The organism is Mycolicibacterium brisbanense, assembly GCF_001570425.1.
In the GTDB taxonomy this organism is placed as follows: Bacteria; Actinomycetota; Actinomycetes; order Mycobacteriales; family Mycobacteriaceae; genus Mycobacterium; species Mycobacterium brisbanense.
The window spans coordinates 575428-596619 of sequence record NZ_BCSX01000024.1; the positions used below are offsets into that span (position 1 = coordinate 575428).

Annotated in this window: 18 protein-coding genes and 1 pseudogene; 7 read left to right on the forward strand and 12 right to left on the reverse strand. The window is 64.3% G+C overall.

Features of this window, described 5'->3' with window-relative positions; all coding sequences use genetic code 11:
* Positions 1–6: 6 nt before the first annotated feature.
* The gene (locus RMCB_RS15485) at positions 7–942 is read right to left on the reverse strand and encodes an ESX-1 secretion-associated protein (RefSeq protein ID WP_062829442.1); all 936 of its coding nucleotides are present in this window, start codon (positions 940–942) and stop codon (positions 7–9) included.
* A 303-nt stretch (positions 943–1245) separates the two neighbouring features.
* Between RMCB_RS15485 and mycP the strand changes: the two genes are divergently transcribed.
* The 5 genes from mycP (at position 1246) to RMCB_RS36830 (ending at position 7532) form a co-directional block, all read left to right on the forward strand.
* A complete protein-coding gene (mycP, locus tag RMCB_RS15490) occupies positions 1246–2577 on the forward strand; it encodes a type VII secretion-associated serine protease mycosin (RefSeq protein ID WP_276064465.1) in 1332 nt (443 codons plus the stop codon).
* Positions 2574–3968 carry a type VII secretion protein EccE gene (gene eccE / locus RMCB_RS15495; protein WP_062829444.1) on the forward strand — a complete coding sequence of 465 codons (1395 nt, stop codon included), beginning with the start codon at positions 2574–2576 and terminating at the stop codon, positions 3966–3968. The genes mycP and eccE overlap by 4 nt, the downstream gene beginning before the upstream one ends.
* 10 nt (positions 3969–3978) lie before the next feature.
* The gene (locus RMCB_RS36825; RefSeq protein ID WP_062829445.1) at positions 3979–5541 is read left to right on the forward strand and encodes a PPE domain-containing protein; all 1563 of its coding nucleotides are present in this window, start codon (positions 3979–3981) and stop codon (positions 5539–5541) included.
* Positions 5538–5864, forward strand: a complete 327-nt coding sequence (locus RMCB_RS15505; protein WP_029368885.1) for a YbaB/EbfC family nucleoid-associated protein — start codon at positions 5538–5540, stop codon at positions 5862–5864. The genes RMCB_RS36825 and RMCB_RS15505 overlap by 4 nt, the downstream gene beginning before the upstream one ends.
* Before the next feature lie 96 nt (positions 5865–5960).
* The gene (locus RMCB_RS36830; protein WP_062829446.1) at positions 5961–7532 is read left to right on the forward strand and encodes a PPE domain-containing protein; all 1572 of its coding nucleotides are present in this window, start codon (positions 5961–5963) and stop codon (positions 7530–7532) included.
* Between the two features lie 304 nt (positions 7533–7836).
* Here the strand turns inward: RMCB_RS36830 and RMCB_RS15515 are convergent, their stop codons facing one another.
* Positions 7837–8607, reverse strand: a complete 771-nt coding sequence (locus RMCB_RS15515) for an EspK C-terminal domain-containing protein (RefSeq protein WP_072278479.1) — start codon at positions 8605–8607, stop codon at positions 7837–7839.
* Between RMCB_RS15515 and RMCB_RS15520 the strand changes: the two genes are divergently transcribed.
* The gene (locus RMCB_RS15520) at positions 8606–9019 is read left to right on the forward strand and encodes a hypothetical protein (RefSeq protein WP_062829448.1); all 414 of its coding nucleotides are present in this window, start codon (positions 8606–8608) and stop codon (positions 9017–9019) included. The two genes, RMCB_RS15515 and RMCB_RS15520, sit on opposite strands and share 2 nt — an antisense overlap.
* An 839-nt stretch (positions 9020–9858) precedes the next feature.
* Here RMCB_RS15520 and RMCB_RS37045 read toward each other — a convergent pair.
* The 4 genes and pseudogenes from RMCB_RS37045 to RMCB_RS15535 all read right to left on the reverse strand — a co-directional run.
* Positions 9859–10182, reverse strand: a pseudogene (locus RMCB_RS37045) (WXG100-like domain-containing protein); the annotation flags it as partial.
* 21 nt (positions 10183–10203) lie between these two features.
* The gene (locus RMCB_RS15525; protein WP_234792118.1) at positions 10204–11166 is read right to left on the reverse strand and encodes an ESX-1 system-associated protein; all 963 of its coding nucleotides are present in this window, start codon (positions 11164–11166) and stop codon (positions 10204–10206) included.
* 329 nt (positions 11167–11495) lie between these two features.
* A complete protein-coding gene (locus tag RMCB_RS15530; RefSeq protein WP_234792119.1) occupies positions 11496–12413 on the reverse strand; it encodes a hypothetical protein in 918 nt (305 codons plus the stop codon).
* Between the two features lie 143 nt (positions 12414–12556).
* Positions 12557–14254, reverse strand: a complete 1698-nt coding sequence (locus RMCB_RS15535; RefSeq protein ID WP_062829450.1) for a sigma-70 RNA polymerase sigma factor region 4 domain-containing protein — start codon at positions 14252–14254, stop codon at positions 12557–12559.
* Between the two features lie 154 nt (positions 14255–14408).
* On the opposite strand from RMCB_RS15535, the gene RMCB_RS15540 reads away from it, so the two are divergent.
* Positions 14409–15092 carry a hypothetical protein gene (locus tag RMCB_RS15540; protein ID WP_131805536.1) on the forward strand — a complete coding sequence of 228 codons (684 nt, stop codon included), beginning with the start codon at positions 14409–14411 and terminating at the stop codon, positions 15090–15092.
* A 72-nt stretch (positions 15093–15164) separates the two neighbouring features.
* Here RMCB_RS15540 and RMCB_RS15545 read toward each other — a convergent pair whose 3' ends face one another.
* From RMCB_RS15545 to RMCB_RS15570, 6 genes are all read right to left on the reverse strand, one after another.
* On the reverse strand, positions 15165–15794 hold the full coding sequence (locus RMCB_RS15545; protein WP_062829452.1) for an LppA family lipoprotein: 630 nt from the start codon (positions 15792–15794) through the stop codon (positions 15165–15167).
* Positions 15788–17314: an alpha/beta hydrolase gene (locus RMCB_RS15550; protein WP_062829565.1), complete on the reverse strand. Its 1527-nt coding sequence runs from the start codon at positions 17312–17314 to the stop codon at positions 15788–15790. Before RMCB_RS15550 ends, RMCB_RS15545 begins: the two co-directional genes overlap by 7 nt.
* Before the next feature lie 158 nt (positions 17315–17472).
* Positions 17473–19005 carry a type VII secretion integral membrane protein EccD gene (gene eccD / locus RMCB_RS15555; protein ID WP_062829453.1) on the reverse strand — a complete coding sequence of 511 codons (1533 nt, stop codon included), beginning with the start codon at positions 19003–19005 and terminating at the stop codon, positions 17473–17475.
* The gene (locus RMCB_RS15560) at positions 19002–20435 is read right to left on the reverse strand and encodes a MinD/ParA family ATP-binding protein (protein ID WP_062829454.1); all 1434 of its coding nucleotides are present in this window, start codon (positions 20433–20435) and stop codon (positions 19002–19004) included. Before RMCB_RS15560 ends, eccD begins: the two co-directional genes overlap by 4 nt.
* Before the next feature lie 124 nt (positions 20436–20559).
* Positions 20560–20847, reverse strand: a complete 288-nt coding sequence (locus tag RMCB_RS15565) for a WXG100 family type VII secretion target (RefSeq protein WP_029368901.1) — start codon at positions 20845–20847, stop codon at positions 20560–20562.
* A gap of 32 nt (positions 20848–20879) precedes the next feature.
* Positions 20880–21179 (reverse strand): WXG100 family type VII secretion target, encoded by a 300-nt coding sequence (locus tag RMCB_RS15570; protein ID WP_029368902.1) that lies wholly within the window; start codon positions 21177–21179, stop codon positions 20880–20882.
* Positions 21180–21192: the final 13 nt, after the last annotated feature.

Sequence of the window (21192 nt, forward strand, 5' to 3'; positions counted from 1 at the left end):
CCGGCGCTATGACTTGTCGGGCAGGAACGGCGGCGATTCCCAGGTGCGCGTGTCGGGCATGTCGTCGTTGGGCCAGTTCCGAGAGACCGGTGGTGACTGTGATGGTCCAGGTTCCAACGTCTCACCGCTGTCGGGCCAGTCCCCGTAGATCGGTGGAAGCCGCGGGTGAGATTCCCCGTGGACGATGACGTCGCCACCCGCGTGCCCCATGACATCGCCACCGGCGTGACCCATGACCTCACCGCCGAACGGTGGGAGCCCCTGAAGTTCACGCATCCGCTCTTCGCTCATGATCCCGCTCTGAACGGGTGGCCTCTGGCCGGGCGGGGCTCCCGCACCCGGTCCGGCGCCGGCCACGCTGGCTTTCGCTGCGGCGTCGGCGGCCGCAGCGCCACCGCCGCCGGCCCCCTGCATCGCGGACTGCACGATGCCTTGCGCGCCCTGCATGGCCTGCTGTGGGATCTGCGAAAGCCCCTGCACAGCGCCCTGAACAGGCTGCGTCATACCCTGCATCATCTGCCCGGCCACCTGACCGAACTGGCTCATCACCTGGCCCGCCGGCTGCGGGGCGCCCTGGGCACCCTTGGTCATCACCGTCCCGGTGCCTTGGCGGCTCTCCGGCTGAGCGGACTCCATCCGATCGGCCTGCGCCTTGAGCCGGGCAGCGGCCTCCGAGTCCCCACGCTCGTACGCCTGGGCGGCCTGCTTCAGCAGGTCACCGATCTTGGCCGACGCTGACTGAGTCGCTCCCAAGGCGCTGCCGCGCGCCGATTGCGCAGCCTCGAGCACATCCTGCATCGGAAAGCCGATGGTGCCGTGGCTGTTCTGCACACCTGAGGTGGCCGGAGCGCCACTGACAAAGCTGGCAACCTCGTCGCTGAGGCTGCTGACCTGTTGTCCCCACCCGGTCACGGCACTCGTATCAGCCCTGAACTGCGTCATCGGCCCCTCCGATTCTGACGGACTTGCTGACCGACAAGTCTATTGCCGCTGCCGCCACCCCTCGAACGGAAAGTCTGGAACAACAATCGGCCTTGCTGTCATTGGCCAAGTACCCCAGCAAGAAAGCGTAATTCCCACGTCTGGTACACCCTTATGATTGCCTGCGTGCAAATGGCCAGTCGGCTTGTCGTAGGTAGACGCGGTTCGGGGCAGGCGAAGATTTGTTTGCTGCATGTGCATCAGCACACGGCAGGCGGATCTACCGTCGAGGGGGGTGCGTAGGGCGTGCAGCGCTTAGCCGCCATGATGCTTGCGGTGTTGCTGGCGTTGTTCAGCGCACCGCCGGCGTGGGCCATCGATCCGCCAGTGATCGACGCCGGAGCAGTTCCACCGGATCAACTGGGTCCCGACGAGCCGACCGAGCAGCGCTACGAGTGCAAGGGCCCCACGGTCATGCCCAACTCGAACTTCGCCGACAAGCCGTGGGCAAGCACCTACCTTCGGATCGCCGAGGCGCAGAAGTTCGCAACGGGCGCCGGCGTAACTGTGGCCGTCATCGACACCGGCGTGAACGGGTCGCCGCGCGTCCCCGCCGAACCCGGCGGTGATTTCGTCGATGCAGGCGGCAACGGTATGTCCGACTGCGACGCCCACGGGACATTGACAGCATCGATCATCGCGGGGCGGCCGTCCCCGACCGACGGGTTCGTCGGCGTCGCTCCCGACGCCCGAATTCTGTCGCTGCGCCAGACCTCCGCGATGTTCCAACCGAAGGGCGCCCAACGGGATCCGAACAACCCGAATGACACGCCCACTGCAGGCTCCATCCGCAGCCTGGCCCGCGCCATCGTGCGCGCCGCCAACATCGGCGCGCAGGTGATCAACATCAGTGAAGCGGCCTGCTACAAGGTGACCCGCCGCATCGACGAGTCCACCCTGGGCGCGGCGATCAACTATGCGGTCAACGTCAAGAACGTGGTGATCCTGGTTGCCGCAGGCAACACCGGCGGCGACTGCACGCAGAACCTGCCTCCGGATCCATCGATCCCCTCCGACCCCCGGGGTTGGCGGGGCGTCCAGACGATCGTCAGCCCGGCCTGGTACGACCCGATGGTGCTGACCGTCGGCAGCATCGCCGAGAACGGTCAGCCGAGCGGCTTTTCGATGTCCGGACCGTGGGTGGGTGCCGCGGCACCCGGTGAGAACCTCACCGCACTTGGGTATGACGGCCAGCCGGTCAACGCCGTCGCCGACCAGGACGGCCCCAAACCCCTGTTCGGAACGTCGTTCTCGGTTGCCTACGTGTCCGGCTTGGCCGCCCTGCTCAAGCAGCGCTTCCCGGATCTCACTGCAGCGCAGATCATCAACCGGATCACCGCCACCGCACGCCATCCCGGCGGCGGCGTGGACAACTACGTCGGAGCCGGCGTGATCGATCCCGTCGCCGCGCTGACCTGGGAGGTGCCGAGCGGTCCGGCCAAGGCACCCATGCGGGTCAAGGAAGTACCGCCGCCGGTGTACATCCCGCCGCCAGACCGTGGCCCGATCACCATCGTCGTCGCCATCGGCCTGGGGTTGGCCTTCGTCCTCGGCGTCGCCGCCATGGCCCGGCGCGCGTTGAGGCGACGCCGATGAACCTCCTGCGCCAGTTCGGCTTTCGGTTCAGCACCGGCCACGCCATCTGGGCCGCGGCGTTGATCCCCGCATGCGTGGCGATCTGCATGCACTTCCACCTGCTGTGGTTGGGCATCACACTGGCCGTGCTCGTCGCGTTGTTCTCGGTGCTGACGATCCGCGGGCGCCGGTTGACCGGCTGGGTCGCCGCTGTGTTCTCGTGGCGCCGGCGGCATCGCACCACGCCCGACCCGGCTTCTGAGCCGGCGGTGGGCTCGACGGTGATGCCCGGCGATCACGTCGCGGTGCGCTGGCAAGGTGACTACCTGATCTCCGTAATCGAGCTGGTGCCAAGGCCATTCACGCCGACGGTGATCGTCAACTCCAAGGCTGTCACCGACGACATCATCAGCAGCAAGCTGGTCGAAGACCTGCTGCTCGCGCACTGCCCCGACCTGGAGGCGGACATCGTCTCGTCGGGGCATCGGGTGGGCCGCACCGCACCGGCGAGCCTGGTGGCGCTCTACGAGCAAGTCGTTGGCCCCTATCCCGCACCGGCGAACCGCCGCACCTGGGTGGTGCTGCGCGCGAATCCCGATACGACACAACGTTCTGCGCAGCGCCGCGACTCCGGGGTGTCGGGTCTGGCCCGGTACTTGGTGGCGTCGACGACGCGGATCGCCGATCAGTTGGCCAGCCACGGGATCGACGCCCAGTGCTGCCGTAGCTTCGACGACTACGACAAGGCCACGGAGATCAGCTTCGAGAAGGAATCCTGGTCGGTTATCAAGGGCCGCAGCACTTTTACCGCCGCCTACAGCGCACCGGGCGGCCCCGACGTGTGGTGGTCGGCGCGGGCCGACCACACCACCACGCGAGTGCGGGTCATCCCCGGCATGGCGCCGATCAGCACTGTGCTGCTCACCACGTTGGCGAATCCCACTACACCCCGCGGCTTTTCGTGTCTTTTCGGTGGTCAGCGGGCCGCTCTGCAAGGCATCAGCCCGGTGACCGACAAGCACTACGAGCTGCCCATCGGATCCGCCGGTGTGCTGATCGGCGAGACCGCCGACCGCTACCCGGTGTACATGCCGTTCGACGACGTCGACGTCAGCATCAACCTCGGCGACGCCCGGTTGTTCACCCAGTTCCTCATCCGCTCGGCCGCCGCCGGCGCCGTGATCACGCTGAGCCCGCAGTTCCGCGAGTTCGCCTCCCTGATCAACGGCCGTGTCGGACGCGTGCCCCGGGTGGCCTGGCCGCACGCCACGACCTACCTCGGTCCGCATCAAGGCGTCGGACGAGTCATCCTGCGGCCCAACTTCATTGACACACCGCGGCACCGGCAGCTGCCCATCCAGCTGATCAATCCGCGTGAAGAGAGCCGCTACCAGATGGCGTTGGAACAGTAGGGGGATTCCGATGGGAGACGGTGATCCGACGCCTCTGAAGATCTCAGCAGAAACGCTGAGGACGAAGGCGAGCCAGCTGACAGATGATTTTCCGCAAGCCCCGCAAGATCCCGGCGACCTCTCCGGCAGCCCTTGCGAGCTCGAAATTGCACAAGAAGCGGTTTCAGTCATCCGGGCATCGGTGACGAACCTGAGAAACGCCGCCGAAGCCGGAGAGTCCGAGGGCAGGCGGCTCGCCGCATGTTTATCCGCTGCGGCCGATGCTTACCAGCTGGTCGAGGACGCCGCTGCGAAGTCGATCGCGGGCGGTGTTCCCCAAGGAGTCGAGTCAATTCAGCCGCACCCCAACGTGCCCCCAGCTGAGCCGATGCCTACCCCTGCCACACCCCAGCCGACATCAAGCAAGGGCGTCGACAACGACCTAGAACCTGCCGCCGAGCACATCTACGGTGGCGACGGTGTAGGCAAGCTGTCGGCTTTGCGGGACGCCGTCCAGAATTTCCGTGACCTAGTCGTGAAGCATGCCGACAAGTTCAACCTCGGCGACACAATCTGGGACGGTCAAGCCGCCCAAACCGCGGAGTCCGCGTTGGTGATCCACAGAACGTGGCTGACCGACACTCTGGCGCCTGCTTGCGACAGGGTAACGAGCCAGATCGACAAGCTGATGAGTACGCATGGGACTTGGCAACATTCGCACCCGACACCGGAGATGGTGGCGAAGATCTTCGAGCTGCCTGAGGGTTCATGGCAGGGTCCGTACGAGGCATTGCAGGGCATATCGACCAACGTTCTGGACAACTACGCGGCAGGTGTCGATACCCAGCCCGTGACAGTTTCGGCGCCACCGCCAGGCGCCTACAAATCCCCCGCAGTCAAGCCAGAAGAAGTTGCGCCGCGGGACAAGTCCCGAGAGTTGGGCAAAAAAGAAGGCGAGCAAGGCGGTCCCGGCGACAAGGCGGGCAGCGGTGGCGGCGACGAGACTCCACAAGACGGCAAGAGCCCAGCCAGCGGCGCAGCGCCGAACTCTGCCGCCACCAAACCGCAGTCGGCGAGTGCATCCAGCGGGGGCGCCCCGTCCGGCGGCGGTTCGCCCGCAGGCGGTGGCTCACCGTCCAGCGGCGGCGCGCCCGCCGGGGGCATGCCCGGTGGACTGGGCGGTGCCAAGCCGTCTCTGCCGAACCTCAAAGAGCCAAGCCTGAAACCAGCCGGACTCGGTAGCGGTGGTGGAGGGGCCGGCGGCGGTGGTGCTGGCGGCGGCGGTGGCGGTATCCCGTCATCTCCGCTGAGCCCAGCCCCGGTTGCCGTCGATGCACAGCCGACGCGCGGTCCAGTTCCTGTTAACACAGCTCCCGCTGGGCCCCCCGGCGCAGGCGGTGGCATGGGTGGCGGTGGCATGGGCGGTGGCGGTATGGGCCACGGCGGCGGCCAGCAAGGCAAGGAAAAGCGCCGCGACCCGAACCTGTCACCCGACGAAGATCTGTACATAGAAGACCGAGCCCACACCGAACCGGTGATCGGGCGCCAAGCACCACCACGACGTCGCAAAGAAGATGGTAAGGAGTCCTCATGACCGACGGAATGCATCCAGAGGTCGCCGCAGTCCTGCAGAAAGCTCAACAGCTGCAGGCCCTGATGGACGATCAACTACACAAGATGAATACCGAAACCTTCACCGCTGCAGATGAAACCAACACCGTTGAAGTAACGCTCAACGGCCACCACCACTTGAAATCGGTCTTCATCGAAGACGGCCTGCTGCGCCTGGGCGCCGCCACCGTAGAGCAACGCCTCAACGAGGCACTACACAAAGCCACAGCCAAAGCCTCGGCCTCCATAACCGCCGACCGCGAACGACTCGACCAAATGGTCGCCGGGCTCACCCAACCCGAATAGCACCACTCGACCATTGCGGCTGCAGGGCAGCACGGTCACGATCGCAGACCCTGAATGGAACCGCGTTCGGATGGCGTTGCGATAGAGGGGAATTCCATGCCAAACCAACAGTCATTCGTCAAAGTGACGCCGGAGACGCTGGAGGCCAAAGCCAGCGACCTGGAGGCGGACCTTCCCACCGTGCCGGAAATGCCGAGCCTCGGAGACACGCCCTGCGAGCTTCAGATGGCCCGAAAAGCCGTGGCCATCATTTCTGCGTCGCTGGAGAACCTCCGATCTACGGTTGAGGCCGGGAATGCCGAAGCGAAGCGGCTCGCGGCGTGCCTGCGTGCCACTGCTGACGTCTATCGCCTGGTCGACGAAGCCAAGGCACGATCTGTCGACGGCGGTGTACCAACCGGCGTTGAATCAATACAGCCGCGACCGCAATTCGACACCGCGCCGGTACCCGTGACGTATGCCGGCGACGGTCTGTCGACTCCGTCCGCCGACGACGATCCCAACTGGGAACCCGCCGCGAAAGCCATCAACACTTCCGACGGCGGGCGAAGTCTGCTCGACTTGAAGGAACAAATTCAGAAACTGCAGACGGCCATCGGCGAGCGCGCCCACCTGTACAACTTGGACAACACGCACTGGGAAGGCGCCTCGGCCGAGGCTGCCGAAGTCGCATTCCGTCGCCATCAGAGCTGGCTGTTGGACACTTTGGCGCCCGCGTGCGGCAAGGTAAGCGATCAGATACAAAAGCTCGTCGACACGCATTACGCGGAGCAGCCGAACCACCCCTCCGAGCAAGATGTCGCGGCCGTCAACGACACCAATGACGAATCCTGGGGCGCCCGCTACCAACAGATGCAGGAAAAGTCCACTGAAACGCTGACTCGGTATGCCAGCAGGCTCGATATGTCGCCCGTTCGACCAGACGCACCGCCGCAGGGTGCGTACTCAACGCCCGCGGTCAAACCCGCTGACGTGCCGGCAGGAAAACCCGGTGGCGAGATCCAAAACCCCACGGACAACCCGGCTCAGAAGTCCGGCGGCACTGGCGGCGGACGTCCGGCTTCTTCTAACGGATCCGGTTCCGCTGGTGATACCGAGGCAAGCATGGCGGCTCAGAAGCCACAGTCCCGAGGCTCAGCCGGAACAGGCTCACCATCCGGTGCGGGAGCCTCTCCAGGAAGCGGCAGTGGAAGCGGCGGCGGTTCACCTGCCAGTGGAGGCGGTTCACCTGCCGGCGGCATGCCTGCTGGACTGGGCGGTGCCAAGCCGTCGCTGCCAAACCTGAAAGAGCCCAGCCTGAAGCCAGCCAGCCTTGGTGGCGGCGGCGGAGCGGGTGCCGGCGGAGGGGGCGCAGGCGGCGGGGGAGGTATCCCATCCGCGCCGCTCGGCGCGGCCCCCAGTGGAACTGAAGCGCAACCGACGCCGACTCGCGGTCCTGTGCCTGTCGGAACGGCCCCTGCCGGCGCCGGTGGCGGTGGGATGGGTGGCGGCATGGGCGGTGGGATGGGCCACGGTGCTGGCGGCCAACAGGGTAAGGAAAAGCGCCGCAATCCCAACCTGTCACCCGACGAAGATCTGTACGTCGAAGACCGTGCTCACACTGAACCGGTCATCAGGCGTCAAGCACCACCACGGCGCCGCAAAGAGCCCGGTAAGGAATCGACATGAGCGACGCCGTACACCCTGAGGACCGACCTCAATAACGCCTCGCGGCCCGAAAAGTGTTTGCAGACAGTTGTTTCTGGTGAGCGGTGGGGCAGCTGATTCGGAGAGTCGGCCCGCTCCGAGCACCTCGTCGAACGGCTTCCTGAAACAATGTGGACAAGCGGCGATTCACGGGCCGTAACAGCATCAGTTACGGCGCATTCGCCCTCGCAATGCTTCCGTCACGCGTACGCACAGCCGTTGATCGACTGCGCGATCACTTCCCCGACTATCACCGTGCGGTGTCGGATCCCGCGCGATCAACCAATCAGACTGGTGTCGCTGGCATCAGTCCATCACTGATCAACACACCGATGTGCTGCCAGTAGGCCCAATCCGCGATCGCTGCACGCTGCGCGTCGGAGCTACCCGACACGTGGGCGCGGTGCAACGCCAGCTCTTCCTGGTGGTTCGCGTAGTTCACGAAGGCCTGCAAGTGCGCGACCTCACGACCTTCCGTCGTGCGCATCAACGGCTTCTGCACTTCACGCCACAGCGACTGCGACTTGTCCACGGGTGCAGTGTCATCGGCCGGCCGCGGAGGCAACAGATCGATCAGCGCGGCATCACTGGTCCCGGCCAGCATCGCCGCCGCCCCCGGGGCAATGATCTCGAGTCGGCTGCGGCCTTGCATCCGGCCATCTTTGGGAATATCGCTCTCGTCCAGAATCACCTTGGCGGCACCCGGATCGATACCAGTCAGCTGCTCCTTGGTGCCGACGACCGCCTGGAGCTTCACGCCTTGATGCTGTGCCCAGTCCTGCAACGCGAGGAACGGGAACGTCGCCCATTTTGCCCGATCCGCCGCCGAAATTGATTCGTCGGCGCTGACCATGCGTACCTGCTCGGGCAGGTTGACCTCGTCAGGTATGTAGGCAATGCCGTAGCTGTTGGCGACGAGGATGCCGCCATCGCTGGTCATTCCAGTAGCCCAGACGAAGCCCCACGCATACTGGGGAACCGACGGCGGTGCGTTCAAGGCCGCCGCGATACGCCGCGCCAGCTGTAACGGGTCATTCCCAGATTGCTTGCGCCGCATGGCATTTGCTGTCTGGGCTGCCGCGATCGCGTCACGTTCAGCCCGCGCTGCCGTGACCGGTACCGGAGCTGGTGCTGCGGCAGCGTTCGCCGAGGCGCCCTGTGAGGTCGAGGCTGCGGCCACGCCGGGACCCATCGGCCCGGGTGCACCGCCGCCCTGTGCGGGCGGCCCTGCTGTCGGCAACGACGGTGCGGGTGCCAGCGGCATACCTGATGACGGTCCACTGCTCATACTGACATTCGAATTCAATGGCGCCGCAGATGAACTCGCTCCACCACCGGACGACGACGCGGCAGGCGCCGAATCCACCGGCGCCGACGGGGCCGAAGGCGGCGGCTGCAACGCAGCAGACGGATTCACGGGAGCCGACGACGGCCCGTGCCCAGCCGTCTGCGGCGGGGTGAATGGCTGATTCTGCGCCGCCTGCTGCGCAGCGTCGGTCATGGCCTTCGTGAAATCGCTGAGCTGCTGCTGCGGCGTCAACGGCTGCCCCGGAGTTTGCCCAGGGCTGCCCATCATTTGCGGGCCCATAGGCGGACGTCCACCACCTGGCGAGCCAGGGCTGGCGATGCTTGGCGCGCCGGGCACTCCAGATGCCCCGTGAACGCCTGGGACTGGCGCACCGGCAGGAGCAGTCGGGGGTGGAGCGTCGAGGCCTGGGTGCGGCTGCGGTGCGGTAACCACAGGGGCGACGTGCTCCGGGGGATTCACAGTGGAGACTGGCGTGTCAACCTCTTGGTTCACTGGTGCAGGTGCCGGAGGCTTAGCGGGTACCGGAGTCGGAACAGGTGTCGCGGCCGGAGGTGGTGGTCCCGCGGTGGCGACCGGGGCACTGCCGACCTCGTGGTTCGCAGGCGAGGGCTCAGTCGGCCCGCCGGGCGACGATGAAGGACCCGAATCATCGATACTGGGCGTCGTTGGCGATGTCACGTACGAGACGGGCTGACCAGCCACTGAGTTGTTCTTGGGTCCTGGCGGAGGCGCCTGCCCCGGTGCCCCGCCACTCCCCTGCGTGTCACCCAGAGCATTCGTCCCTGGTTTACCACCATCAAGTTTCATTTCGTAATGCGACGGATCCGGCTTGGGCTGTTGACCTGAGACAAAGCCCGCCTCGGCCTGAATCAGCGACAGGTTAGCGTTTCGTGTATCTCGAATTTTCTGCTGAATGTAGCTTTTCTTCTGATCAGAGTCGGCATCCTTGTTGTTATTGGCACTCTCAATGTCATGATTAGCGTTCTCGACGTTTGTTGAGATCTGATTTTTTGCGTCTTTTACTGCCTCACTACACTTATGCAACAGATCGGCGGCAGCTTGAAGTGAAGTTGCGAGATTCTGAAGTTCAGCAATGCGTTGACCAAGAGCGCCGTGGGCGGCACCTGCAGCAGCACCGGACCACATAGCCGCACCTGCAAACATCATAGCTTGCTCGTGTTGGGCTAATTCCAACTGTGTCTTAACTGTGCTCGCTGCAGTCTGGAAAGCTTGAGACAAAGCTTCCAGCGCATCTTCGTCAGCGTCGGGCCAAGCTGGAGGAGCCGCCATACCGTAAGGGTCGTTTGGCTTAGCTACGCTCATTCGAATCTTCTCTCACGCTGTTTAGGCCCCGAGCGCTTGGCATGCTTGCACAATAATTGCTGGCGGTCGGCTTGCGACCTGGGTCAGATAAAGATCAGACCGTGCATAGGACGGTAGTGCAGATACATAGGCTCGCCAGTACTGAGCGGAAAACACGGCGAAATCAACAATCGTCGAATTCTGACTGCTGCGGCCCAAGCTCTCCACATCGTCTGCATACTTTTTCATAATCGGTATAACGCTATCTACTGTGGCGCGCTGTTCAGGTGTCCATTCAGTGGCTGAGATGTTCGGATCGAGGTCACCCCACGATTTGGTATCTTCGTTAAAGTTATCAAATAGGGACTTCCACTTCGCACAGTCATTCTCGGGCGACGTCATGAATCGTTTTGGATCACTCGGGTCACCCGGCTTAGCCATACTGGCCGGCGGAGCGACATCTGGAACAAACGGCGCCCGTGCCGCAGCAGATTTGTATGTAATCGCGTCGCACACATAGCCTACAGCTATGAACGAATTATTAGCGACGTTGGCGACATTATTATCCGCGACGACGTAGTTGTTCAGTAATCCACCAAACTGGCGAGAGTAGGCAATAAATTGCTCATACAACTCACGCATTATACGATTCGGCGTTTTCCTGACCAACGTCACCGTCTGATCGGCTGCGGCGTTCATCGCCTTGCTGACTGCACTGTATGTTTCACGTAACTGCGGAGTCCAGTCAGTTGCTGGAATCGAATAGTCATGATTTGCCCAGCCTGCTTTGGATTGTGCGTCTGCTACTGTGCTTCTAATCGGCGTCCACGCCGCGCAAGTCGGATCTTCCGTGATGATGGTCGCGGGACCTGTGTCATTCGCGCTGGCGATGTCGGAATTCGATGCGGTCGGTGATTGGGATGCACCTGAGGTGATGGGCTGAGCGGTCGTGCCACCCCCACCGTCCTTGCCCTTGACGACAGAGATCGAGACGGCGGCAGTCACGCCGATCACCGCCAGAAGCGCGACTCCGCCCAAGGCCCATTTCCAGGCGTTACCTCGCTTCTTCGGCGGGAGGCCCGGAGGCTGAGCACCAGGATTCGGCGCCCACGCCGGCGGCTGTTGCTGCTGCGGCGGCTGCCATTGGGGGGCGTGATGCTGTGGCGGTCCGCCTTGCGCCCCTGGATAACCCGAGTGACCAGCCTGCGGCGGCGGCCCAAACGGGTCGCCTCCGCCATATTGGGGCGGCGGCCCGGGATTACCCGATGGCGGCGGCGGCAACGTCATTCAGCATCCCCTCAAAGCGCTCGACAGATCGAAAACAGCTTCGTTCATCACACATCACGCGTTGGATCGGCAGCATGCCGCGGTGGCGTGGCAGGCGACGGGTTCACCGGCGCGCGTTCACCGGCACTAGGTCCTGGAGTCGGCGCAGCGTGCGGATGTTGTACTGGCGCTTTCGATTCGCCGGTCCCACCCTGCGCACCCGCCTGCGGCGACTTCGGCTGGCCAGCGTCCTTGCCATCCTTGTGCTCAGCCTCGGAACCCTGCTTATCCTGCCCGGGGTCTTGCCCCTGGTCAGTCTTGTCAGCATCCTTGCCGTCGCTCTGGCCCTTGGCCGCCTCGACGATCTGTTGCACACCTTGCAGAACCTGCTGCGGCAACTGACTCAGGCTGCCCAGCATCTGCCCGGGAACCTGCGCGGCCTGCTGAGCCATCTGCATCGGCATTTGCATCATTTGGCCCATCTGGCCCATGCCTTGGTCCCCACCAGCCGCCGGGGCGCCTTGTGCAGGCACTGCTGAAGGACTGCCAGGACCGGGGCCTGCAGACGGCGAAGCCCCACCTCCGTGGGCGCCGCCTTTAGCACCGCCACCTTTAGCACCGCCACCACCGCCGCTCGGCGTCGATGTCGGCGAACCCCCTGATCCACCGGTAGTACTCGGCTCGTCGCCGAGGATCCCTAACTTGCGCTTGATGTCCTGGGAAATCTGTTCGTCGGTGCTTTGATACGTCGAGGCTGCGTTCGTCACGTTGCCTGAGTACGCCGCAAACGCGTTCTTGACCTCGGGCAGCTGCGTCAGCACCGGATCAACCACCTTGGTGATCTGGTCGGAAATTGCGGTCGACAGGTCGTCCTTACCCGGCACAGGACCTACCTCCGGCGGCGACGGTATCTGGCCTGCAATCGCCGACAACCGATTGCCGGCATCCCTGACCAAATCTGTGTCGATCCGCAACGTCTCAGTCACACGCCACCCGCCTCACCGGGGGGACGTGCACACGCCGTTCCCTGTGCATGGGCCACCCGTCCTCAAATCCCTGCGGTGGATGCTACCGGAGCAAGCCCGCCCCTGATGACGCCAAATTCCAGAGCCCGTACCCAGCAGAAAGCTCAATCGATCAGGTCGGCCAGGTCGCCGTCACCGCGGTCACGCAAGGTTTGCTCGAGGATGTCCCGCGGGCAATCGACGCTCGCAGCGAGTGCCGTGCCAACGTCAGTCACCGGACCACCGAGCAGCAAAGCCAACCGGTCAACCGAAGTGACATGCGCACCGATGCGTTCCACGGATACCGAGGCATCGTCAAGCCGGAAAGCCAACACAAGAGTGTCTCCCGGCACCGCGTCAGTCGCTAACGCCAGCGGCCGCAGCGACCCGATGTTCGGCCCGTTTGTCGACGACAGCCGCCAGACCACGGCGATGTCGCCGTGCGGACCGCGAAAAGCCCGCCGGGTACCCGGCGCGACCCCTACCGCCGCGGCCACGGACGGAGATATTGGACGGCTGGACCCCCGCACCATCTCGTCGGTAACAGTGACAGCCAGTCGAATCTCGTTGTCCCCGTTCCTGAACGCGCCCCGAACTGTGCACACCGGCTCGACCGGCGGGAACTCGTCATCGTCGGTGCGACGCCGCACCAGTGCTCCTTCCGTCACGAACGCCAACGTGTTGAGGCTGAGCCGTATCGATTGTTCGTCGATGTCGGGCACGCTGGCCATCACGTCGTCAACTAGGTCGGATATGGCGATGCTGCCGCCTGCTGCGTCGATCCGGGTCGCAACCTCGTCGAATATTCCTGTGTACGTGCGGATCCCGTCAGCGCGGAGTCCCCATGTCGTACGGCTGGTGCGGACGAACCGGTCATCGGCGTAAAGCGCATCCTGGATCGCACGCAACGACACTTCGCCGGCAAATGCATCGGCAATGCTCTCCGGAACCGCCGGGGACGCCAGAACCTCCAGTGCGGCTGCAACTTTATCGGCGAGTGTGCCGGTCCACGGGATCCAGACATCACCCATTCTGCGCAAACCGGCCTCGCTGTCCAGGTACGCCGCAACGACTTCGGGGACCATACCGGCGCTGACCAGCGCCTCGGAGAGCATCTCGGTGGATGGCGAACTGCAGCGTTCGAATACGGCATCAACCGCGGCGGCCGCGTTGTCCCGACCGTGAGCACGAACATTCTCGAACCAGCCGCCGCGGGACGTGTAGGGGCCGGCGAGGTACAACAACACCCGCGCAGCCTCACTCCCCGGATTAACGCCGATGCGACCGAGCTCATCATCAACGAATCGCGCGGGTGCGTATGAACCCAATGAAGCGCCCAGATTCGCGGCCCGCCGAGCGATGGTGGCATGAACAGGGTTGGTAAGCAGCTCGGCGAACGCGGCTCGCGCTCGCGGCAAGTTCCGCTGCACCCATGACGGACTGACGCCGAGCTTCGCGGCCACCACGGGCAGCGAACGCGGCTGGTCTGGCCACACCCGCGCCGACAACAGCATTCGATCGCGTCGGGCCAGTTCACCGAGAGCTCTTTCGACCGCCTCCGGAACGGCAATCTGATCACCCGACGCGCGTGCTCGACGATTAGCCGCAACCGCGTCCTCCGCGGCAGACAACAACGCACGCACAGTCGCGCGGCCCGCCTTCGGCCGGCTGAGCAACGAACGCTCGCTCTCGCCTGCGATATCGGACCAACGCACAAACTCCGCCGAATAGGCAGTACGTGCCCGAGCTGGCAAGCGGGCGTAAGGAATCTCGAAGGAACCGACTTCATCGAAGCCTTCGATGAGCTCATTGATTGGGGTCATTGACAGCAAACTTGCGCTCTAACGTGGCCTGGCAATCGGGTAACGTCCAGGTCATCGGGTCGATGGTACCGATCAGATGAGAGGTAACGATGTGAGTTTCCCACTCGAGGACGACGACTCACTTCGATGTCCGCCGCTTCCGGTGCTGCCGGAGATGTACGCCGACCTCGACATGCAGCTACTCACTGCGCATAACGAGCAACAACTTGCGGCTGCAGTCGTTGCCGGTACCCGCGAAGTTCTTGATCGTTTGGCTCATATCGGCTCACCGTCGACTCTCGCTTCCGTCGGCCCAGATGCCGTCGTACGCCAGCTCCGATCCTGCGTCGCGGAGTTACTCGCAGAGGGCAACGACGACTACGCAACCTGGCTGCAGTCCGTAGTAGACGTCCTCGAAGCACATCTCAGATTGCAAGTTGAATGCGCGGAGGAGATCCTCAACGCCGGCACCTACGCCGACACCGCCCAGGCGATCACGGAGTCCGTCAGTTCGTTGCAGGCGGCTGCCGATGCCGTCGCGGCATACCCGTTCGCGCCGTACCCGCCACGCCGCCGGGCTGACCCACCGGACTATCAACTGATGATCCGCGCGGGTACGTGCCTGGCGGCCGAAACACATCGGGTGCCGCTGAGGACACATCTGGATGGTGTTGGCGGAGCGGCTGGTTCGCCTGAGTTCAACCCCTATGTCGCAGCCTTGCTCAACCTCGAGCTCACCACCCACCGCCGTCTGTACCGGTTGTTCTATGAGCTGTGTTTCCACGTCGGCTTCGACTTGAACAGCACATCTCATTCGTTGTTCGACAGCCCTGACATGGTCGACACCAAAGAACTCTGAATTCGACGAAAATGCCGCTACAGCAGCAGAATCACAGCGTTCCGTTGAATTCGCGGCAGCAGAGCGCACCGCTCACGGCGTGGGGACGATCGGCGGTTCGGGCGGCAGTTGCCCGGGGGGAAGATTCACGACGCTCTGCATCAGGAAGCAGTCCCCGGTGATTTCCAGTGTGGCGTATTTGACCTGGCCCAGCTTGAACTCGTACCCGTTGCCCGTCACGGCGTAGTCGCGCTTGGCCTGATCGTTGAAGAGAGACGATTGGTCGGTCGCGCCGTAGGTGGCCGCTTCTTGCCGGACGATATCGTGGGCCGTCGCGAATTCCTCTGTGCTGAAAGTCCTTCCGAACACCACGGGGTCGGCCATCGGGCGGCGGGCGATGTCGCCGGTGAGCTTCTCGCACGGCAAACCCTGCCGCTTGGCGTCCAGTCCGTGTGGATCGTCCTCGAACTTCCAGCTCTGCCCGGGAACGGCCACGACGATGCGTTCGGCGATCGCCGCGGCCGTGTCAGTGATGCGTTGGCGGGCCGTTTCGAAAGAGCCTTTGGGCCGGAGCCCGTCGATGAGCTGGATCGCGTCGTCACCCTTGACGGTCTTGGACTCGTACGGATTCTCGGTCACCTGACATCCACCCATCAATGTTGAGGCACAAAGCAATAAGGAGACCGTCGCCAGAGCGCGCCAGGAACGCCGGGGATTCACCATGACAGAGGCGTCTCCTTCACTGCGAGGTCCGGACGGTTGAGCAGGATCGCCGCGAGGTTGTAACCGGTCATTCGTTGTTCGGCGTCCCGTCCGTATTCAGAATGCCCCGACGCACCGGTCTTCGATTCGTAGCCTGGTATCGGTGTGTCGCCGGCTGAGGTCTCCAGGTGCTGGAATCGGAACCGCAGGTGCCCATCATCGTTGATGATGTCGTTGGGATCCGATCCCCACCCGTGGAGTGGCGCCAGTGCCCCGATCGGATTGATCGGATCGTCGGGTGCCGCCATGACGAAGAAGTTGTTGTCGTTCATGCCAAGTTGTGCCGGGCTGGTGGCTTCGAAGCCCGGTGAGCCGTACATCACCGCGTTGTCGACGTAGGCGCTGGCGCCCTCCTTGAGCGCGATCCCAGACGTCAGCGAGCCGTACGAGTGCCCGAACAGCGCCGTGGTGTGGCCCGGGTTCTTCGATGCCGCATCGATATCGTGCAGGAAGGACGTCAGCTTCGGTGCCCCCGCCTGAGCAAGGTCATCGCTGAGCATGCCGGAGTCGCCGAGATTCGGCGGCGGTTGATATCCGACCCACGCCACGGTGGCGACGTTCTGGCTGTCGCCGACCTGCCGGGCTATGTCGATGGCCTCGTTACGCAATTGGGCTGCCTCACCGGTCATCCCGGCGATGGTTCCGCGCGTCGTCCCGGACACGCCGGGAACTGTCACCGACACGTGGTCGGCGGTGAACGGATCACCCACGGACGTGGCCGCGGGGATCATCTGCGACGGGTCGGCCGGCTTCTCCAGATACACCAGGTGCGAACCGGGCACCTTCAGTGCGTCCTGGATAGCCGCGATGTCGGCCAGTCGATCGCGCTTGACCTGACCGTCGGGAAGGCGCTGGTATTCGTCGAGCATCTCCTGCAGCAGTTTGCGATTCGCCTGGTCGATCTGGTTGATGTCACCGGACGACATGTCCGTCTTGGTCGGCCGCTCGTCCTTACCGTCGCCCTTGAATTCGTGGATGTCGCGCGGCTTTTCGGAGCCGGGGCCGAATTTCTGACGAGTGAGCGCCTCATATTCGCCCTTGAGTCCCTGGATTCGCCTGCCGATCTCGGTCATGTCGGCGGTGGATTTCTGGATGATCTCGCTGATGTCGCCGCTGCCCTTGCTGACGATGTTCATCAACGCCTGCCGGCCTGCTTCGTTGTTGGGCACCGACGATGCGGCGCTGGCGACCCAGTCGCGACTCACATCGAGATTCTGCCGACCCGCGGTGACGACGGCCGCGGCGTTCCTGACCTCGGCGGCCATCCGCTTGTCCAGGTCTGCGAGCTTGCCGTAGACCGCAGCATGCGCCTTGTTGGCGGCGGCATAGGCGTCCGCAGCAGTGCCCTGCCAACGGGAATCCGGTGCTGCTGCTTCGACGTTGGCCTTCATCTGCTGCAACCGGGAACTGCCGTCGAACCGTGAGCCGTCGTCTGGCGTGCCCTGGCCGAACGTCTCCCGCGCCTGCGACCAGGTCTCCATGTAGGTATCGAGCAGCCCCACGGACCACCTCCAGGTACTCGACAGTTGACTGTCAGTATCCCAGCGGTGCAGCTACCCCTGACGCACGAATTCTCAACCGGTCCACAAATAGGTGATCCTGGGCGGCGCACTGCCCCGCCCAGGATCGGTGACAAGTCTTAATGCAGACGAAGATTCCGCAGCAGGTCGTATACCCCGGCGATCCACAGCAGCAACGGGATCACCGCGGCGATCGCAGCACCGTCGGTCAATTCGAGAATGCGTTTGGTAACCGGGGAAATCCTGCGCACACCGTCGGTGGCACCGACGGTGATCAGCGCGACGACACCCACGACGGTGTAGATCGCGAGCACCAGCCAGGCGCTGTCCGGGTACCACAGGCACAGCCGGACCATCACGCCCGTCGGGACGATCACGGCGGCCGACAGAAGTGCCCAGGAGCACCACCTTTCGGCGTACAGCCGGGACCGGAAGCCACAGACCACCGACACCAGGCCGGCCACGACAAGGCTGTGAATGAAGAAATGCCCCTGCACCACAACCGCGATGGCACCGATGGACAACACCAGGGCACCTGCGGACAGGAAGCCGATCAGCAGCTGGCGGGTCAGCAGGCTACGTTCCTGCAGCCGCACAGCCGATTCCGGCACCGAAGCGATGATCGCCTGCCAGGTCGAGGTCTCCTCCTCAGCCGCTTCAGGACCCGCGACCGGGTCGAGCAGCTCGTCGTTGGAGACCACCTCGCCAGGAGCGGGGATGGGCGGCAAGGCAATACGGGCCACAGCGACAGTCAGTTTCGCCGCGTTGGTGACGACGATGAGGCCGAAGGCAATGGCTCCGGCGGGCACCCAGGCGTGCGACCCGTACCCGTAGGCAACGGCAGCGCCGGTGATGGCGACCGCCAACACCGCCATGAACGACGCGACCTCGGCCCGACCTCGCGGGCCGCCGCGCGTCGCCAACGTCAGCAGTAACACGACAACCCCGGCACCGGCGATCTGCGGGGCACCCAAGCCGTCGACACCGTTGGGTAGCGGTACCGCCAAGCCGGCGGCCCCGGCCAGCGCAGGAACGGCACCGAGCAACAGACTCTCGGCAAGGTTGATGTTGTTGTAGTTGCTCTGCGCGAACACACTGCCGCCCAACAGGCCCAAGCCGAAGATGGCCAGCGCCAAGGGCCACCACCAGCCGTGGTTCGTCTGGCTCCACGCCACGACGGACATCACGGTGATGGCCAGCGCGACCACGGGGATCGCGATCCCGATGAAGCGGTGCAACGACTCCCGGGTGAACACCGGCGACTCGTCGAGAACGGCGATCGCATCGATCACGTCCTCGACCAATGGCCGATACCGCTCGGTGCGGCTGACCGACACCAGGGTCAACAACGATCCGTCGACCACACCGGAATCATCTAGGGATTCTTCGGCTTTCAGCGGCGGTGCGCCGGGGCGCGCGAAGGCCCAGGAGCCCTGCGCAGTGAAATCGAATCCGGCCAGCACATCCTTCGGAGTGTCCTCGAGCAGATCGGCCAGGACACTGACGGTTTCGTCGATGTAGGTCTCGATCGGCGCCGCGGCGGGCAGCACCAGGTCCGTCATTCGCTTACCGGTGAGGACCGTGACCCGTGTGGTCGCCGGGCGGCCCGGCGTCACACTCGACGTGTCTGAAGCGGCGGCGGTGGCGGTCAACGGCGTTCGAGCCTGTCGAAGTCATCGGACAGGGCCGCGGCCAGCTCGGTGATCCGGCGCTGGAAGGTACTACCGAGCAGATCCAGCTGAATCTCGGTGCCCTGGGCGATGTGCTTGTCCCACGGCAGCACGATCACTCGGCCCGGCGGCACGTGCCGCTCGAACTGCTGCACCAGGTCCTCGACATCGACGTTCGGCTTGCCCGGGGTGACGTGGTTGATCACCACACACGAGCGGCCGAGCAGGTCTTGATAACCGTTCTGGCGCAGCCAGTCCATGGTGACGGCGGCCTGGCGGGCGCCGTCGATGGAGGCGCTGGCGACGATCACCATGCCCGACACCGTGGAAAGCACGCCCCGCGACGACTTCTGGAACAGGCCGGCACCACAATCCGCGAGAACCAGGTTGTAGTAGCGCGACACGATCGATGTCGCACCCTTCCAGTCCTCATCGTTGAACTCGCGGGTGGCACCGCTGTACTCCTCGGAGGACAGCACCTCCAGGTTGGACGAGTTCATGCTGGTGTACGCGCGAATGTCGTTGTAGCGCGACAATTCTTGATCGGACAGCAGATCGGACACGGTTGCCGCGGACTGCCGGCCAGCCCGATCGGCCAGGTTGCCGCCGTCCGGGTCCGCGTCGATGGCGAGGATGCGGTCACCGCGGATCTTCGCCATCGCGGACCCGAGCGCAACGGTCACGGCGGTCTTTCCGACGCCACCCTTGAGGCCGAAAATGCCGATCTGGTACGAATCACGGGCATTGCGGCGGATCCGGGTGTGCAGATCCAACTCGTACACCTCGTCGGGCGACAGCCCGAGGTTGATGCGCGTCATGAGGTAGAGCCAGTGCCGCCAGCCCCGCTGCGACGGCATCTTCACGCCGGTTTTCACACCGACGTGCGACAACGCGTCGATGGCGCGATGGTTGCCCATGGTCGCGGCGGAAGTCTGGACCGGTTGGGCCGGAACCGGAATCGCTTGTCCGGCACGCCATGCGCCACTGATCTCGGGATCGAATTCGGGGAACTGCGAGGGCGCCGGGCCGGGTGCCACACGGGCAGGCGGACCGGGCAGCGTGCGAGGCTGCTCGTGCCTGGCCCCCATGGGCATCTGCTGCTGCGGGGCGCGCAACATCGAGTTCTGCGGCCACTGCGGTGCGGCCGGAGGGGGCGGCATCTGCGGCATCTGAGGCATGGGCGGCGGCGCCTCAGCGTGCCGCTGCGGCGGAGCCGACTGCGCCTGGGTCTGCGGTGGCGTCACGGGCATCGGCGTCGACGGTGCATCGCCTGATCCGGTGTCCCCAGTCGGCATCGGCGGCGGTGTCGCCGTGGCCTTCAGAATGGCATCTCGGTCCACGGTGATCGTGGCATCGTCAACCGGTTTGCCCGGATCTGACGAGTGAAAGAGCCGGTCATAGTCGGCCGACATGGGGTCCCCTCAGAATAGTGAAAATAAAGATATTCAGGTGTCCACACCCAGGCGCACGCAGTGGGCGGGTGAGGCTTGGCCTAGTCGGCTAGCCTACCCGCCCACAAGCGTGCATATGGTCGTGCTAGGCGAACATGCCAGTGACGCCGGCCTCGGTCTGCGCCATGGTCGAGCTGGCCTCGCTGATGGTGTGCGCGAGGTTCTGCAGCGCGGTGTTCAGCTCGTTGGAGGTGTTGTCCCAACGGGTCTGAACGGCCTGGTAGGCCTCCGAACCCGAGCCGCCCCACACCGAGGCGAGCGCGGCGAGCGAGCCCTTGCCCTCGTCGAGCAGACCGTGGGTGGTGCTGACAGCGCCCTGGATCTCGCCGACTCCGCCTTCGATGCCGGCGAAATTCCAAACCTGTTCCGTCATGTCTGATTCTCCGTTTCTCTGTTGTCTCTAGGTCAGATGTTCATCGCCGAGGACAGCGAGGAGGCCTGGTCGTCGTCGGTCGAGCTGTACTGGGTGCCCGACTGGTGGATGTTCTGCGAGATGTCGTTCAGCTCCTGGACCTGCTTGGCAGCGGCCTCGTGGAACCGTGCGAGCGCAGCCTGGGCTGCGGTGCCGGCCTGGCCGACCATCTGGCTGGCCAGCGTGCTTCCGGTGGACTCGACCTGCGCGATGACGCTCTGCAGCTCACCGGAGATGCGCTCGAAATTGCCGGCCTCCTTGGCGAGGACGGCAACGTCTGTATTCATTGCCATGTTGGATACCCCT